Origin of the sequence: Kitasatospora sp. NPDC059462, assembly GCF_042749955.1 — a bacterium.
Lineage (GTDB): Bacteria > Actinomycetota > Actinomycetes > Streptomycetales > Streptomycetaceae > Kitasatospora.
The window spans coordinates 16839-31170 of the sequence record NZ_JBHYUU010000045.1; the positions used below are offsets into that span (position 1 = coordinate 16839).

13 protein-coding genes are annotated in these 14332 nt (G+C 75.0%); 3 read left to right on the forward strand and 10 right to left on the reverse strand.

The window, feature by feature from the left end; all coding sequences use genetic code 11:
• The first annotated feature begins 56 nt into the window (after nucleotides 1-56).
• The gene (locus ACFXAM_RS14560) at nucleotides 57-575 is read left to right on the forward strand and encodes an NUDIX domain-containing protein (RefSeq protein ID WP_380290990.1); all 519 of its coding nucleotides are present in this window, start codon (nucleotides 57-59) and stop codon (nucleotides 573-575) included.
• Nucleotides 576-624: 49 nt separating this feature from the next.
• Here ACFXAM_RS14560 and ACFXAM_RS14565 read toward each other — a convergent pair whose 3' ends face one another.
• From ACFXAM_RS14565 to ACFXAM_RS14575, 3 genes are read right to left on the reverse strand one after another with little or no spacing between them, the layout of a single operon-like run.
• Nucleotides 625-1275, reverse strand: a complete 651-nt coding sequence (locus ACFXAM_RS14565) for a dihydrofolate reductase family protein (RefSeq protein WP_380290992.1) — start codon at nucleotides 1273-1275, stop codon at nucleotides 625-627.
• Entirely contained in the window at nucleotides 1272-2543 is a 1272-nt protein-coding gene (locus ACFXAM_RS14570; RefSeq protein ID WP_380290994.1) for an RNA polymerase sigma factor, read from the reverse strand. The genes ACFXAM_RS14565 and ACFXAM_RS14570 overlap by 4 nt, the downstream gene beginning before the upstream one ends.
• Nucleotides 2540-2911 (reverse strand): YciI family protein, encoded by a 372-nt coding sequence (locus ACFXAM_RS14575; protein WP_380290996.1) that lies wholly within the window; start codon nucleotides 2909-2911, stop codon nucleotides 2540-2542. The genes ACFXAM_RS14570 and ACFXAM_RS14575 overlap by 4 nt, the downstream gene beginning before the upstream one ends.
• A gap of 222 nt (nucleotides 2912-3133) precedes the next feature.
• On the opposite strand from ACFXAM_RS14575, the gene ACFXAM_RS14580 reads away from it, so the two are divergent.
• Nucleotides 3134-4567: an MATE family efflux transporter gene (locus ACFXAM_RS14580; RefSeq protein ID WP_380290998.1), complete on the forward strand. Its 1434-nt coding sequence runs from the start codon at nucleotides 3134-3136 to the stop codon at nucleotides 4565-4567.
• Here the strand turns inward: ACFXAM_RS14580 and ACFXAM_RS14585 are convergent.
• Nucleotides 4521-5414, reverse strand: coding sequence for a sigma-70 family RNA polymerase sigma factor (locus ACFXAM_RS14585; RefSeq protein ID WP_380291000.1), 894 nt, complete (start codon nucleotides 5412-5414; stop codon nucleotides 4521-4523). The two genes, ACFXAM_RS14580 and ACFXAM_RS14585, sit on opposite strands and share 47 nt — an antisense overlap.
• 129 nt (nucleotides 5415-5543) lie before the next feature.
• Nucleotides 5544-6488, reverse strand: coding sequence for a hypothetical protein (locus ACFXAM_RS14590; protein ID WP_380291002.1), 945 nt, complete (start codon nucleotides 6486-6488; stop codon nucleotides 5544-5546).
• A gap of 84 nt (nucleotides 6489-6572) precedes the next feature.
• Between ACFXAM_RS14590 and ACFXAM_RS14595 the strand changes: the two genes are divergently transcribed.
• Nucleotides 6573-8102, forward strand: coding sequence for a PLP-dependent aminotransferase family protein (locus tag ACFXAM_RS14595; protein WP_380291004.1), 1530 nt, complete (start codon nucleotides 6573-6575; stop codon nucleotides 8100-8102).
• A 66-nt stretch (nucleotides 8103-8168) separates the two neighbouring features.
• On the opposite strand, the gene ACFXAM_RS14600 is transcribed toward ACFXAM_RS14595, so the two are convergent.
• The 5 genes from ACFXAM_RS14600 to ACFXAM_RS14620 form a co-directional block, all read right to left on the reverse strand.
• Entirely contained in the window at nucleotides 8169-8369 is a 201-nt protein-coding gene (locus ACFXAM_RS14600) for a DUF6126 family protein (RefSeq protein ID WP_380291006.1), read from the reverse strand.
• Nucleotides 8370-8401: 32 nt separating this feature from the next.
• Nucleotides 8402-9067, reverse strand: coding sequence for a helix-turn-helix domain-containing protein (locus ACFXAM_RS14605; protein WP_380291008.1), 666 nt, complete (start codon nucleotides 9065-9067; stop codon nucleotides 8402-8404).
• 72 nt (nucleotides 9068-9139) lie between these two features.
• The gene (locus tag ACFXAM_RS14610) at nucleotides 9140-10852 is read right to left on the reverse strand and encodes a pyruvate dehydrogenase (protein ID WP_380291052.1); all 1713 of its coding nucleotides are present in this window, start codon (nucleotides 10850-10852) and stop codon (nucleotides 9140-9142) included.
• Nucleotides 10853-11054: 202 nt separating this feature from the next.
• Nucleotides 11055-13484: a glycoside hydrolase family 65 protein gene (locus tag ACFXAM_RS14615; RefSeq protein ID WP_380291010.1), complete on the reverse strand. Its 2430-nt coding sequence runs from the start codon at nucleotides 13482-13484 to the stop codon at nucleotides 11055-11057.
• On the reverse strand, nucleotides 13481-14332 hold the full coding sequence (locus ACFXAM_RS14620) for an HAD family hydrolase (protein ID WP_380291012.1): 852 nt from the start codon (nucleotides 14330-14332) through the stop codon (nucleotides 13481-13483). The genes ACFXAM_RS14615 and ACFXAM_RS14620 overlap by 4 nt, the downstream gene beginning before the upstream one ends.

Below are 14332 nucleotides of genomic sequence, written 5' to 3' on the forward strand. Positions count from 1 at the left end.
GCAAGGATGCTTCTGCTCGCCGACGTCGTGATCCCGCAAACTCGGGGAGGCACCTCATGAATCCATCACCCACCGACCCGGTCGCCTGGAACGCCTACCTCGCGGAGGGGAACGCGAGGCAGGCTCGGAAGCGGGTGGCGGCGGATGTGATTCTCCGGGATGCCGCTGGGCGGGTGCTCGTTGTCGACCCCACCTACAAGGAGGGGTGGGACCTTCCTGGCGGGATGGTGGAAGCCAACGAGCCTCCGCATGAAGCGGCGGTCCGGGAGCTGCGCGAGGAGCTAGGCGTTGAGATCGCGATCGGCGGTCTGCTCGTGGTCGACTGGGTTCCGCCGCACGGGCCTTGGGATGACCAGCTCGCCTTCATCTTTTCAGCTTGCCTCGTCGGTGACACCGACGAGGCAAGCATCGAACCCCTCGACGGTGAACTCGCGGAGGCCGTGTTCCTTCCGGTCGGCGAGATACCGGCGCTGCTCCGGCCGCGCCTGCGCAAGCGCTTCGGCGCGGCCCTCCGCGCGCTCGACGATGGGCGGGTCCGCTACCTCCACGACGGGTTGCCGACATCGGGGTTGTAGGCGTCCCCGGGAGGTACGCGGTCCTCCCGGGGGCGCCGTTCCTCTCCCGCTACTTCCGCCAGAAGAGGTGGTGGGTCACGCCGCTCGGGCTGGGGACGACGTCGACGTGGAAGCGGTCGCGCAGGTCGTCCGGGGAGTCCCACAGGCGCCGGCCCGAGCCGAGCTTCAGCGGGGAGACGGCGATGTGCAGGGTGTCCACGAGGTCGGCGTCGAGGAACTGCCGGATGGTGCTCACCCCTCCGCCCAGGCGGACGTCCTTGCCCTGGGCGGCCTCCTTCGCCTGGGCGAGCACCTCGGCCGGGTCGCCCTCGACGAAGTGGAAGGTGGTGTCCGACAGGGTGATCGACGGCCTCGCGTGGTGGGTCAGGACGAAGACCGGGGTGCGGAACGGCGGCCGCTCCCCCCACCAGCCCTGCCACTCGTGGTCCTGCCAGGGGCCGCGCTGGGGGCCGAACTTGTTGCGGCCCATGATCTCGGCGCCGATGTTCCGCGGGTAGTCGCGGGTGAGGTAGTCGTCGAGGCCGCGGCTGCCGCCCGGGTCGGTGCGCATCGGCCAGCTCGCCGTGGCGCCGGCCCAGGAGAACAGCCGCTCGGGGCCGTCGAGGCCGAACGGGCGCTCCAGGCTCTGGTCCTCACTGGCGCCGGCGGCGATGCCGTCGGCCGAGACGTTGAAGTTCTGGACCCGCAGGAGTTGGGTCATGCGTTCCTCCGGTGTGCGGCGCCCGCCTCCAGGCGGCGGGCGTGTTCGGTGAGGTGCCGGCGTTCCGGGGCGCTGGTCGCGCGGCGGGCGGCTTCGCGGTAGACGGTCGGCGCCGTGGGGTCGCCGAGGAGTTCCAGGAAGTGGGCGCGGGTGGCGAAGAGGCGGTGGTGGCGGGCGAACCGCTGGTCCGCCTCCAGCGGGGCGAGGGCCGCCAGCCCGGCCTGCGGACCCCGGACCATCGCCAGTGCCACCGCCCGGTTGAGGGCGATGAAGGGGTTGTCGCCGAACCGGACCAGCAGGTCGTAGAGCGCCAGGATCTGCGGCCAGTCCGTCGACTCGGCGTCCGGCGCCTCGTCGTGCACCGCCGCGATCGCCGCCTGGACCTGGTACGGCCCCACCTGGCCGCGCGGCAGCGTACGGCTGATCAGCTCGACGCCCTCCTCGACGAGGGCCGTGTCCCACAGCGAGCGGTCCTGCTCCGCCAGCGTCACCAGCTCCCCGCCCGCCCCCGTTCGTGCCGGTCGGCGTGCATCGGTGAGCAGCATCAGGGCGAGCAGCCCGGCCGTCTCGGCGTCCTCCGGGACGAGCCGGAGGAGCAGACGGGCCAGGCGGATCGCCTCGCCGGACAGCGCGGGCGCGGTGAGGTCGTCGCCGTTGCTCGCCGTGTAGCCCTCGTTGAAGATCAGGTAGATCACCTGGCGGACGTCGGAGAGCCGTTCCGGGAGCCGCCGGTCGGGGAGCCCGGCGGCCCGGACGGTCTGCTTCGCCCGGCTGATCCGCTGCGCCATCGTCGCCTCCGGAACCAGGAACGCCGCCGCGATCTGCGCCGTCGTCAGACCGCCGACGGAGCGCAGGGTCAACGCGATCCGGCTGGGCGCCGACAGGTCCGGGTGGCAGCAGAGGAACAGCAGGTGCAGCGAGTCGTCCCGGCCGGACGCGGACGCCGTGTCCGGCGGCGGGCTGAGCAGCGCCGACTGCGGGGTGGCGAGGGCCAGCGCGTCCTCGCGACGCCGCCGGGCCACCTCGCTGCGCACCGCGTCGGCCAGCCGCCGCCCGGCGACCGTCACCAGCCAGCCGCGCGGGTTCTCCGGCACCCCCTCGGCCGGCCACTGGGTGGCGGCGGCGAGCAGCGCCTCCTGCACGGCGTCCTCGCAGGCGTCGAACTGCCCGCGCCCGTAGCGGCGCACCAACGCCCCGAGGGCCTGCGGCGCGAGTTCGCGCAGCAGACCCTCCAGACCGCCCGGGCCGGACGGTACGACGCCGCTCACACGTCCGCCGAGGGGGCCGGGGACTCGTGCAGGATCGGCCACAGCTCCACCGGCTCGACGTCCGCGAACGGCATGTCGGCGGCGATCTCCTGGGCGCGCTCCAGACTCTCGCAGTCCAGCAGGTAGAAGCTGGCCAGGTACTCCTTGGTCTCCAGGTACGGCCCGTCGGTGACCGCCGGGAGCCCGTCCGCGCGCCGCACCAGCTGGGCGGCGGCGGCGTCGGCGAGGCCGTAGGCGCCGAACAGTTCACCGCTCTCGCGGTACTTGGTGTTGAACGCCTCCTGCTTGGCGATCGCGGCCGGCCACTCCTCGGCCGGGAACGAGTCCCACTTGGCCTGGTTGCCGTAGATCATGGCGACGTACTTCATCCCGGGTGTCCTCCCGTCCCGCGTGCCCCGTGCGGCGCGCTCCACCCCGTGGTCGGAGCGGGCCGCGAGGCCTCGACATCCGTCGGCAGAATTTCTTCGCCATCCTTCCGCACCGCGCCGCGGAGGGTGGAAGGGCGCGTCCGGTCTTCCGTTCGGGGGCGGAAATTTGGCATCGTCGGCGGACAGCGTGCGAACGGGCGGGGGGCCATGACGCGGACAGCCATGACACGGACGGCCGCACCACCGCCCACCGTGCGCCGGATCGCGGGCTTCGCCGCGCCCGTCGTGCTCAGCGAGGCCGTCGCCCTCGGCGCGCAGTTCGCGGTGGCCGCGATGCTGGGGGCCGCCGGCGGGCACGCGCTCTACCTGCGCTCGCTCTACACGCCCGTCGGCTTCCTGCTGGTGGCGCTGAACTCGGGGCTCTCGATCGCGCTCCAGGTGGTGGCCGCGCGCGCCGCCGGCAGCGGGCGGCGTGCCGAGCTGCCCGGTCACCTCGCCGCCGCGGCCCGCATCGGCGTGTGCTGCTACCTGGTGTGCGGCGCCGTGGTGGCGGCCGCCGCCGGGCCGCTGGGGGCGCTGCTCGACGTGCCGGCCGCCGACCGGGCGCCGTTCCGCGTCTTCCTGGCCGCGATGGTGGCGGTGAACGCGGTCGGCGCGCTGGGCGAGCTGTGCGCGGCCGTGCTGCGCGGCTCCGGCGCGACCGGGCGGGGGCTGCTGCTGACGCTCACCTCGGCCGGCCTGCTGCTGGCCGGGGTCGGCGGACTGGGGCTCGGGGCGGGCTGGGGGCTGCGGGCGCTGCCGGTCTCGGCCCTGGGGGCCGGGGTGGTGGAGGTGCTGCTCGGCGCGCTGCTGCTGCGACGGGCGGGGCTGCTGCGCCGGGCGGGGCTGCTGCGCCGGACGGCGCCGACGGACCGGCCCGCGACCGGCGGCGGACGGGGCGAGGTGCGGGCGGCGGTGGTGTCCGTCGGCGTGCCGGTCGGCGCCTCGTTCCTGCTGCTCTGCGCCGTCAACCTGGCGCTGCTGCGGGTGGTGACCCCGTTCGGCCCGGGCGCCGTGGCCGGGTTCACCCTCGGCTCGACGCTGCAGAGCGCGATGATCGTCCCGGCCGTGGGCTTCGGCTCCGCCGTCGCGATCCTGGTCAACCAGGCGGGCGCGGCCGGCGACCGGGCCGCCGCCCGGCGGGCCGTGCGCACCGGGGGGCTGCTGACGGCCGGCTGCTACCTCCCCGTGACGGCGCTGCTGTGGACGGCGGGCGCGCCGCTGGCCGCCCGGCTCTCCGACGACCCGGCCACCGCCGGGCAGGCCGCGCGCTTCCTCCAGCTGGCCGGGCCGTCGTTCGGCTGCACGGCGCTGGCGCTGACCGCGCTGACCCTGCTGGAGCAGACCGGGCACGGACTCGTCGCGTTCACCCTCAACGTCGTGTACTTCGGCGCCGTGATCGCCATGGGCGGGCCGTTGAGCGCGGCCCGGCACTCCACCGACCCGCTGTACCTGACCATGACGGCCGGGGCCTGCCTGGGCGTCGCGGTCTGCTGGACGGTGCTGTGGTGGCTGCTCCACCGGCCGCGGGGCGCGGCCCTGCGGCCGGTGGAGGCGCGGCGGGAGGACGTCAGGCCGCCGACAGGCCGAGGCGCTCCAGGCGCTCCGGGTCGGTGAAGATGGTCAGCTCGACGATCCTGCCGCCGCGCACGGTGAACGCCGCGAGCGAGACCGGGCGGCCGTCCACGAAGGCGGCCACCGCCGGTTCGCCGTTGACCAGCACCGGGCGGGACTCCCCGGCGAACTGCGTGCCGAACGCGCTCGCCCCGGCCGCCACCTCGGCCGCGCCGCGCCGGAAGGTGGCCGGCCGCAGGGCGCCGCCGTCGGAGCGGGCCACCACGTCCGGGTCGAGGACGGTGAGCAGGGCGTCGAAGTCCCCGCCGCGGGAGGCGGCCAGGAACGCCTCCACCACCTCGCGGCGCAGCGCCAGGTCGGCGTCCGGCGCGGGGGCGGCGCCCTGGACGCGGCGGCGGGCCCGGCTGGCGAGCTGGCGGGTGGAGGCGGAGGTGCGGCCGAGGATCGGGGCGATCTCGTCGAACGGCACCGAGAACAGGTCGTGCAGCACGAACGCCAGCCGTTCCGGCGGGGCCAGGGTCTCCAGCACGATCATCAGCGCGATGCCGACCGAGTCGGCCGTCAGGATCTCCTGCTCCGGATCGGGTCCCCGGGTTCCCCCGATGACCGGGTCGGGCAGCCGGACCACCTGCCCGTCCTGGTCCTGCAGCGGGTCCTCGCGCCGGGCGACCCGGGAGCGCAGCAGGTCCAGGCAGACCCGGCCGGCCACGGTGGTCAGCCAGCCGCCCAGGTTGGCGACCTCGCCGACGTCCGAGCGGCTCAGTTTGAACCACGTCTCCTGGACGGCGTCCTCGGCCTCGCTGAGCGAGCCGAGCATCCGGTAGGCGACCGCCCGCAGATGGGGCCGGTGCTCCTCGAAGCGCTCGGCCAGGAAGTCTTCCCCGTTCATCCGTCACACCTTCGCGTCGGGATCCGTCAGTATCTTGACGGACGCCAGCGGCTCGGCGTGACACGGACGCGGACGCGGATACGGACGGATCCTGCCCGCCCCCCGGGCCAGGACGCGGCAGCGGGGCCCTCAGGGGCGGCGCGGACCGCGGGCGGTCGCGGACGGGCCGCCGGAGGGGCGCGGGCGCGGCGGACGCGGCGGGCGGGCCGCGCCCGGGGCGGCCTGGCGGCGCTGGATCTCCCGCCAGATCCGCGGCGGGCACGGGCCCTGGGGGTGGTCGGAGAGGAAGCTCTCGTACGGCACCCGGCGCGGCGTCATCCCGATCTCCACCCAGGACGGCTTGCCGGTGCGGTCCCAGCCCTCGTTCTCCATCCGGATGTAGTCGTCGCGGTGGTCCTTGTCCTTGCTGGTGATCTGCAGGACCTCCGCGTACCCGGCCCGGGCGCCGACGACCACGCAGTAGTGCCGGGCCGCCTCCGCGCGGTCCCGGAACGGCACCATCGCCACCCACACCTCCCCCGCCGCCGGGCGGCCGACGGTGGCGGTGCGGGAGGAGGCCCGGTCCGTGGCCGGGGCCGTCCGGCGGGCCCGGACCGGCTCCACCGGGTCACCGGACCAGGACCGGACGCCCAGCCGCCAGATCCAGGCGAACACGCCCACCAGGAGGCACTGCAGGGCGTAGCCGTTCGCCGCCGCCGGATCATGGCCGGTGCCGAGGACCTTCGGCACGAGGTACGCGCCGACCAGGTGGGCGACCAGTGAGCACGCGGCGGTCAGCACGGCCGCCCGCGCCGGCACCACCCACCGGGCGACGGGCCGCCGGTGCCGGCCCGCCGACCGGTCCACCAGCAGGGCGACCGCGTACGCGATGCCGACCAGGATCGCCACCTGCCCGGGCGTGGCGTGCAGCGGCGGGGTCTGCGCCCGCATCAGGGCGGGGACCACGACCGGCACGGCGAGCGGATACCCCAGCAGCACGCAGAACAGCGGCACCAGGAGAACCGCCGGGCAGCCGCCCCGGCCGGGCCGTCGTCTTCGCGGCGGAACCGCTGAACTCCCGTACTGGTACGCCATGTTCGCCACCCCCAGCGCGATCGTGCGTCCGGCGCAATGTATCGGAGATCCGGGGTCCGCGGGGGTTGCGGCGATAATCCCGCCATGAGCCGCCCCCGAACCACCCGTGACGCCGCTTCGTGGACCGCGTTCGGCGGCGACCTGCACCTCGACCTCGGCGAACGGCGCGCCGCCGGGTCCGGGCTGCGTGCGGCGCTGGAGGACGCGCTGCGCGCGGCCGTCCAGGACGGACGGCTCGCGCCCGGTACCCGGCTGCCGTCCTCCCGGGCGCTCGGCGAGGACCTCGGGATCGCCCGGAACACCGTCGTCGAGGCGTACGGGCAGCTGACCGCCGAGGGCTGGCTCAGCTCCCGGCAGGGCTCTGGGACGACGGTCGCCGGACGCGCCGCGCCCCGGCCCGCCGGGCGGGCCGTGGAGGTCCGGGCGGGCGGGCGCCCCACCGGGCGGCACGACCTGCTCGCCGGGCGGCCGGACCTCTCGCTGTTCCCGCGCAGCGCCTGGCTGGCCAGTGCCCGCCGGGCACTGGCGGTGGCCCCGCACGAGGCCCTCGACTACGGCTCGCCGCTGGGGCGGATCGAGCTGCGGCGGGCGCTCGCCGACTACCTGGCCCGGGTGCGGGGCGTGCGCACCGACCCGGAGCGGCTGCTGGTCTGCGCGGGCTTCGGCCAGGGCCTCGGCCTGCTGGCCGCCGCGCTGCGCGAGCGCGGGGCGGGGCGGGTCGCCGTCGAGGCGTACGGGCTGCCGCCGCAGCGGGAGACCCTGCGGGCGTCCGGGCTCGCTCTCGCGCCGTTGCCGCTGGACTGCTCCGGGGCGCGGACGGAGCTGCTGGCGGAGCTGTCGGGCGCGGGAACGGGCGCACGGGAGGGCCGGCGGCGGGCGGACCGGCCGGGGACGGACCGCCTGGGGGCGGACCGGCTGGGAGCGGTGCTGCTCACCCCGGCGCACCAGTTCCCGACCGGCGCGGCGCTGGCCGCCGACCGCCGGGCGGCCGCCGTCCGGTGGGCCCGCGAGCACGACGGCTACGTGATCGAGGACGACTACGACGGCGAGTTCCGCTACGACCGGCAGCCGCTCGGCGCGATGCAGGCGCTCGACCCGGACCGGGTGGTGTACGGCGGCACCGCCGCCAAGAGCCTGGCGCCCGGCCTGCGGCTGGCCTGGCTGGCGCTGCCCGACGAACTGGTGGAACCGGTCGCCCGGCTCAAGGCCCGGGCGGACACCATGAGCCCGGTGATCGAGCAGCTCACCTTCGCCGAACTGATCACCTCCGGCCGCTACGACCGGCACGTGCGGCGCTGCCGGCTGCACTACCGGCGCCGCCGGGACCGGCTGGTCGCGGCGCTCGCCGAGCGCGCCCCGCGGGTGCGGGTCACCGGGATCGCCGCCGGACTGCACGCCGTGCTGGAACTGCCGCCCGGCTCCCGCCCGGAGGCGGAGTCGGTGGAGCGGGCCCGCGCCGCCGGCCTGGTCCTCACCGGCCTCGGCTGGTACCTCGCCGGTGACACCCCGGTCCCGGACGCCGCCCCGGCCCTGGTCGTCGGCTACGCCACCCCGCCGGAGCACGCCTTCCCCGCCGCCCTCGACGCGCTCTGCGCGGTGCTGCGCACGGCGTGAGGAGCCCGGGACTGGCCGGGGCCGCCGGGCGGGTGCCTCGGCGGCCGGGGGCGGGCGGAGCGGGGACTACTTGTTGCGGCTGCCCAGTTCGAACAGCAGCATGATGAAGCCGGCGAAGAGGTGGATGCCCGCGGTGTAGATCACCAGGCGGTGGTAGACGCGGCGGTTGGCCCACTTGCCCGCGTCCATGGTCTTGGGGGCGTCCTCGGCCCTGGTGTCCGGGACGGGCACGGCGGTCGGGGCGGGAGTGGCGGCGGTCTCGGCCATCGGGGTTCTCCTCCGGTTGTCCTGACGTCGGGTCAGTGGTGCGGGGCGGCGGGGCCGCCACCGAGGCAGAGTTCGCCGCCGGGGCTCTGCAGCAGGGTGTGCATGAAGAGCAGTTCGACCCCGGACGAGGAGTCGGCGGCGATGCAGTGCGGGGTGAGCGAGTCGAAGTGGGCGGAGTCGCCCACCTCCAGCAGGTGGACGCGTTCGCCGAGGGTCAGCTTCAGCCGGCCCTGGAGGACGTACAGCCACTCCTCGCCGGGGTGGACGCGGACCACGGCGTCCTGCACGCCCGGGGGGACGTGCACGCGCAGCGCCTGCATCGCCCGGCCGGGCGCACCGGTGCGCCGGTAGCCCCAGCCCCCGGCGCGGCCGGGCTCGATCGCGCCGCCGCGCACCACCGGGTCCGGCTCGGTGAAGGTCTCGCCGAGCAGGCCGGAGACGGAGGTGCCGTAGGCACGGGCGAGTCCGAGCAGGACGGGCAGCGAGGGCTGCCGGCGTCCGGTCTCCAGCCGGGACAAGTAGGCTGGGGACAGACCGATCCGGGCGGCGGCGACCTCCAGGGTGAGGCGGCTGCTGAGCCGGTGGTCGCGCAGCCTGGCGGCGAGGCCGGCCACCTCCTGCGTCTCGTGGTCGCCCACGGGGGCGGCGGGGACGGCGTCGGCGGGAGCCTCGGGCGGACCGGCTGGGCTGGTGGTCATGTGTCCAGTGGACACCTCGCGTGCCGCCCGGGCAATTTTTTTGCCCCACAGGCAAGGGCCGGTGTCGGGCCGCTACGGGCGGGGGATGTTCCTGAGGTTGGACCGGGCCAGGTCGATCATCCGGCCGACGCCGCCGGACAGCACCGTGCGGCCGGCGGCCAGCGCGAACCCCTTCAGCTGGGCGGCGGTGATGTGCGGCGGGATGGACAGCGCGTTCGGGTCGGTGACCACGTCCACCAGCGCCGGGCCGGGCCGTTCCAGCGCCTCCGCCAGCACCTCCCGCACCCGGGCCGGCTCGGTGACCCGCTTGGCCGGGATGCCCATCGCGCGGGCGATCCCGGCGTAGTCGACGTCGCCGTTGTCGATCTCCGACTCCGGGTAGCCGGAGACCAGCATCTCCAGCTTGATCATGCCGAGCGCGCCGTTGTTGAAGACCACCGTCTTCACCGGCAGGCGGTGCTTGACCACCGTCAGCAGCTCGCCGAGCAGCATCGACAGGCCGCCGTCGCCCGCCATCGCCACCACCTGCCGCCCGGGGAAGGCGAGCTGGGCGCCGATCGCGTGCGGCAGCGCGTTGGCCATCGAGCCGTGCAGGAAGGAGCCGATCACCCGGCGGCGGCCGTTGGGCTGCAGGTAGCGGGCGGCCCAGACGTTGTTCATGCCGGTGTCGACGGTGAACACCGCGTCGTCGGCGGCCACCTCGTCCAGCACCGAGGCCACGTACTCGGGGTGAATCGGCAGGTGCTTCTCGATGTCCTTGGTGTACGCGCCGACCACCCCCTCCAGGGCGCGGTAGTGGCGGCGCAGCATGTCGTCGAGGAAGGAGCGGTCGGTCTTCTGCTCCAGCAGCGGCAGCACGGCGCGCAGGGTGGCGGAGACGTCGCCGTGCACCGCGAGGTCCAGGGCGGTGCGGCGGCCGAGCCGGGTGGCGTCGTGGTCGACCTGGACGGTGCGGGCCTGCGGCAGGAAGGAGTCGTACGGGAAGTCGGTGCCGAGCAGCACGACGAGGTCGGCGGAGTGCAGCGCCTCGTGGCAGGCTCCGTAGCCGAGCAGACCGCTCATCCCGACGTCGTACGGATTGTCGTACTGGATCCACTCCTTGCCGCGCAGGGAGTGCCCGACCGGCGCGTGCAGCACCGCCGCGAGCTCCATCACCTCGGCGTGCGCCGCACGCACGCCCGCGCCGCAGAACAACGCGACCCGGCGCGCGGCGTTGAGCGCCCGGGCGAGCTCCTGCACCTGGGACCAGGGCGGGGCGGCGACGGCCTGCTCGGTGAGGAAGTGGCTGGTGCCGGTCGGGTGGGCGGCGGAGAGCGCGGCGACGTCACCGGGGAAGGCCAGCACGGAGACGCCGCGCGCGCCGAGGGCGTGCTGGATCGCGACGCGCAGCAGCCGGGGCAGCTGACCGGGCGTGGAGAGCATCTCGCACCAGCTGCTGCAGTCGGTGAACACCCGCTCGGGGTGGGTCTCCTGGAAGAAGCCGGTGCCGATCTGGGTGGAGGGGATGTGCGAGGCGAGGGCGAGGACGGGGACGCCGCTGCGCTGGGCGTCGTAGAGACCCTGGACGAGGTGGGTGTTGCCGGGGCCGCAGGAGCCGGCGCAGACCGCGAGGCGGCCGGTCAGCTCGGCCTCGGCGGCCGCCGCGAAGGCCCCGGCCTCCTCATTGCGGACGTGCACCCAGCTGATGCCCTCGGCCCGGCGGATCGCGTCCACCACGGGGTTGAGGCTGTCGCCGACCACGCCGTGGACCCGTTCCACCCCGGCCTGCCGGAGCACCTCCACCATCTGCTCGGCCACACTCACCACGGGAGATCTCCTGACGCCGGGGACGCGCGACACCAGCACCTTCCACCGCCGGCGGGCGCCCCGCACCCGGAGTGGGCCGGACGGGTGAGGGCGGGCCCGGTCCCGGACCGGGCCGAGGGGCGCCCCGGCGGTGCGGGGCGCCCCTCGGGTGGACCGGTGGACCGGTGGACCGGTGGGCGGGCTACTCGGCGGCCAGGTGGTCGGGGCCGGAGGTGATGCGGCCGGTGGAGAGGCCGGCCTGGGCCTGGCGGCGGGCCGGTTCGCGGCCGGGGGGCTGGCTGCAGCGCTCCTGGGCGGGCGGGGTGGTGGTGGGCACCGAGACCGGCCGGCCCGCCTTCACCTGGACCGTCTCCCCGTCGTGCCGCAGGTGGATCACCTCGCCCCGGCGCAGCGTGTACGTGGTCTCGTCGTGGTCGATCCGCACCCCCAGCAGCTGTCCGCGGACCAGCAGCGAGAAGCTGAGCCGCATGATCCCGCTGGGCAGCCGGGGCCGGAACCAGAGCACCTCGCCGTGGTCGCGCAGCCCGCCGAAGCCGGCCACCAGGGCGATGCAGGCCCCGGCGAGCGAGGCCATGTGCAGGCCGTCGCGGGTGTTGCCGCCGAGGTCGTGCAGGTCCATCAGGGCGGCCTCGGCGGTGTAGTCGTACGCGAGGTCGAGCTGCCCCACCTCGGCGGCGATCACCGCCTGGGTGCAGGCGGAGAGCGAGGAGTCGCGGACGGTCAGCCGTTCGTAGTACGCGAAGTTGCGGACCTTCTGCTCGTCGGTGAAGGCGTCGCCGCGGACCTGCATGGCGAGCACCAGGTCGGCCTGCTTGACCACCTGCTTGCGGTAGAGGTCGAAGTACGGGTAGTGCAGCAGCAGCGGGAAGTTCTCCGGCGGGGTGTTCTCGAAGTCCCAGACCTGGTGGTCGGTGAAGCCGTCGGCCTGCGGATGGACGCCGAGGTTCTCGTCGTACGGGATGAACATCGCGGCGGCCGCGTCCCGCCAGGCGGCGGTCTCCTCGGTGTTGACGCCGAGCGCGGCGGCCTCGCGCGGGTGCCGGGCGGCGGCCTCCGCGGCGGCGCGCAGGTTCGTCTGCGCCATGAGGTTGGTGTAGACGTTGTTGTCCGCGATGGCGCTGTACTCGTCGGGGCCGGTGACGCCCTCGATGCGGAACCGGCCGACGGCGTCGTGGTGCCCCAGCGAGCGCCACATCCGGGCGGTCTCGACGAGCAGTTCCAGCCCGTACTCGCGCTCGAACTCGTCGTCCCCGGTGGCCCGGGCGTAGCGGGCGGCCGCGGACGCGATGTCCGCGCCGATGTGGAAGGCGGCGGTGCCGGCCGGCCAGTAGCCGGAGCACTCCTCCCCGCGGATCGTGCGCCACGGGAAGACCGCTCCGGCCAGGCCGAGCTGGGCCGCGCGGTCGCGGGCCAGCGGGAGCGTGGTGTGCCGCCAGCGCAGCGCCTGGTTGACGGCGGCGGGCAGGCAGTAGGTGAGCACCGGCAGCACGAAGGCCTCGGTGTCCCAGAAGCTGTGGCCGTCATAGCCGGGCCCGGTCAACCCCTTGGCGGGGATGGCGCGTTCCTCGCTGCGGGCGCCGGCCTGGAGCACGTGGAAGACGGCGAACCGGACGGCCTGCTGGAGTTCGACGTCACCCTCGATCTCGATGTCGCTGGTCTCCCAGAACTCCTTGAGGAAATCCTCCTGTTCGGCGATCAGCCCGTCCCAGCCGGTGTACCGGGCGGCGGTCAGCGCGGCCTCCACCTGGTCCCGGACGGCCGGCAGCGAGCGGGTCGCCGACCAGCCGTAGGCCATGAACTTCACCAGCCGCAGCCGCTCGCCGGGGTGCAGCACGGTGGTGACCGTGATCCGGCAGTGGTCGGCCTCCGACTCGGCCACGGTGTCCAGCCGCTCCGGGCCCTCGATCACGTGGTCCATGCCGGCCGCGACCCGGATGCCGCTGTACCGGGTGCGGTGGACGAGCACGCCCTTCGTCCCGCCCGCGTGGTGCGCCTCGGCGAGCAGCGGGGCCTCCAGCACGGCGGCGGCCCGCGGGTCGCCCTCGGGGCCGCCCGGCAGCTGCTCGTTGGCGACCAGCTCGCTCTGCAGCACGACCCGCACCGGGCCGTCCACCGCCTCCACGGTGTACTCGACGGCGGCGACGGCCCGTTGGGTGAGCGAGACCAGCCGGGTGGAGTCGACCTTGATGGTCCGCCCGGCGGGCGAGGTCCACTCGGCGGAGCGCCGCAGCAGGCCCTCGCGGAAGTCCAGCCAGCGGCGGTGGCTGACCAGTTCGCCGTAGCGCAGGTCGAAGGGCTCGTCGTCCACCAGCAGCCGGATGATCTTGCCGTTGGTGACGTTGATGACGCTCTGGCTGGACTCCGGGTAGCCGTAGCCGCCCTCGCCGTAGGGCAGCGGGCGCAGCTCGAAGACGCCGTTGAGGTAGGTGCCGGGCAGGCCGTGCGGCTCGCCCTCGTCGAGGTTGGCGCGCAGGCCGATGTGGCCGTTGGAGAGCGCGAAGACGGACTCGGCGCGGGCCAGGGCGGTGAGGTCGAGGCCGTGTTCGGCGACCTGCCACGGGTCGACGGCGAAGGGCTGCTCCTGACGGTCCTTGCGCTCCTGGCCGGTCATGCCGACGCCTCCTCGGGCCGGCCGTCGTCACCGGAGTCACCGGAGTCACCGGAGTGGTCGGAGTGGTCGGGGTGGTCGAGGTGGTCGGGGTCGTCGGACCGGCCCGGGTCGTCGGGGATCAGCTCGGCGAGGTCGCGGACGACCACCGTGGCGCCGTCGCGGCGCAGTTCGGCGGCCTGGCCGGTGCGGTCCACGCCGACCACCGCGCCGAAGCCGCCCGCCCGACCGGAGGCCACCCCGGCCAGCGCGTCCTCGAACACGGCGGCGTGCGCGGGCTCGACGCCCAGCGCCCGGGCCGCGGCCAGGTAGGTGTCCGGCGCGGGCTTGCCCGGCAGGCCCTCGCGCTTGGCGACGACGCCGTCCACGATCACGTCGAAGAAGCCCTCGATGCCCGCCGCGCGCAGCACGTCCCGGCAGTTGGCACTGGACGAGACGACGGCGGTGGGCAGGGCGAGCGCGCGCAGCCGGCGCACGTAGCGGACCGAGCCGTCGTACGGGGCGACGCCCTGCTCGCGGATCATCCGCAGCACGGTGTCGTTCTTGGCCCGGCTGACGCCGTGCACGGTGCGGGCGCCCGGCGGGTCGGCGTCGGTGCCCTCGGGCAGGTCGACGCCCCGGCTGTGCAGGAAGGCGCGGGTGCCGTCGAGTCTCGGCCGCCCGTCCACGTGGGCGTCGTAGTCGGCGACGGCGTCGAACGGGATGAACGGCCCCCCGGTGCGGGCGGCTTCGGCCCGCAGGAAGGCGTCGAAGGTGTCCTTCCAGGCCGCGGCGTGCACCGTGGCGGTCTGGGTGAGCACCCCGTCGAGGTCGAAGAGGAAAGCGCGGATGTCGTCCGGTAGCCCCAGCAT

What these genes read in the sequence shown, in the direction of transcription:
- ACFXAM_RS14620 (WP_380291012.1), bottom strand. Translation starts at nt 14,332, where the DNA reads ATGCTGGGGCTACCGGACGACATCCGCGCTTTCCTCTTCGACCTCGAC.
- ACFXAM_RS14605 (WP_380291008.1), bottom strand. Translation starts at nt 9,067, where the DNA reads ATGACCACCAGCCCAGCCGGTCCGCCCGAGGCTCCCGCCGACGCCGTC.
- ACFXAM_RS14585 (WP_380291000.1), bottom strand. Translation starts at nt 5,414, where the DNA reads ATGAACGGGGAAGACTTCCTGGCCGAGCGCTTCGAGGAGCACCGGCCC.
- ACFXAM_RS14560 (WP_380290990.1), top strand. Translation starts at nt 57, where the DNA reads ATGAATCCATCACCCACCGACCCGGTCGCCTGGAACGCCTACCTCGCG.
- ACFXAM_RS14575 (WP_380290996.1), bottom strand. Translation starts at nt 2,911, where the DNA reads ATGAAGTACGTCGCCATGATCTACGGCAACCAGGCCAAGTGGGACTCG.
- ACFXAM_RS14600 (WP_380291006.1), bottom strand. Translation starts at nt 8,369, where the DNA reads ATGGCCGAGACCGCCGCCACTCCCGCCCCGACCGCCGTGCCCGTCCCG.
- ACFXAM_RS14580 (WP_380290998.1), top strand. Translation starts at nt 3,134, where the DNA reads ATGACACGGACGGCCGCACCACCGCCCACCGTGCGCCGGATCGCGGGC.
- ACFXAM_RS14590 (WP_380291002.1), bottom strand. Translation starts at nt 6,488, where the DNA reads ATGGCGTACCAGTACGGGAGTTCAGCGGTTCCGCCGCGAAGACGACGG.
- ACFXAM_RS14610 (WP_380291052.1), bottom strand. Translation starts at nt 10,852, where the DNA reads ATGGTGGAGGTGCTCCGGCAGGCCGGGGTGGAACGGGTCCACGGCGTG.
- ACFXAM_RS14595 (WP_380291004.1), top strand. Translation starts at nt 6,573, where the DNA reads ATGAGCCGCCCCCGAACCACCCGTGACGCCGCTTCGTGGACCGCGTTC.
- ACFXAM_RS14565 (WP_380290992.1), bottom strand. Translation starts at nt 1,275, where the DNA reads ATGACCCAACTCCTGCGGGTCCAGAACTTCAACGTCTCGGCCGACGGC.
- ACFXAM_RS14615 (WP_380291010.1), bottom strand. Translation starts at nt 13,484, where the DNA reads ATGACCGGCCAGGAGCGCAAGGACCGTCAGGAGCAGCCCTTCGCCGTC.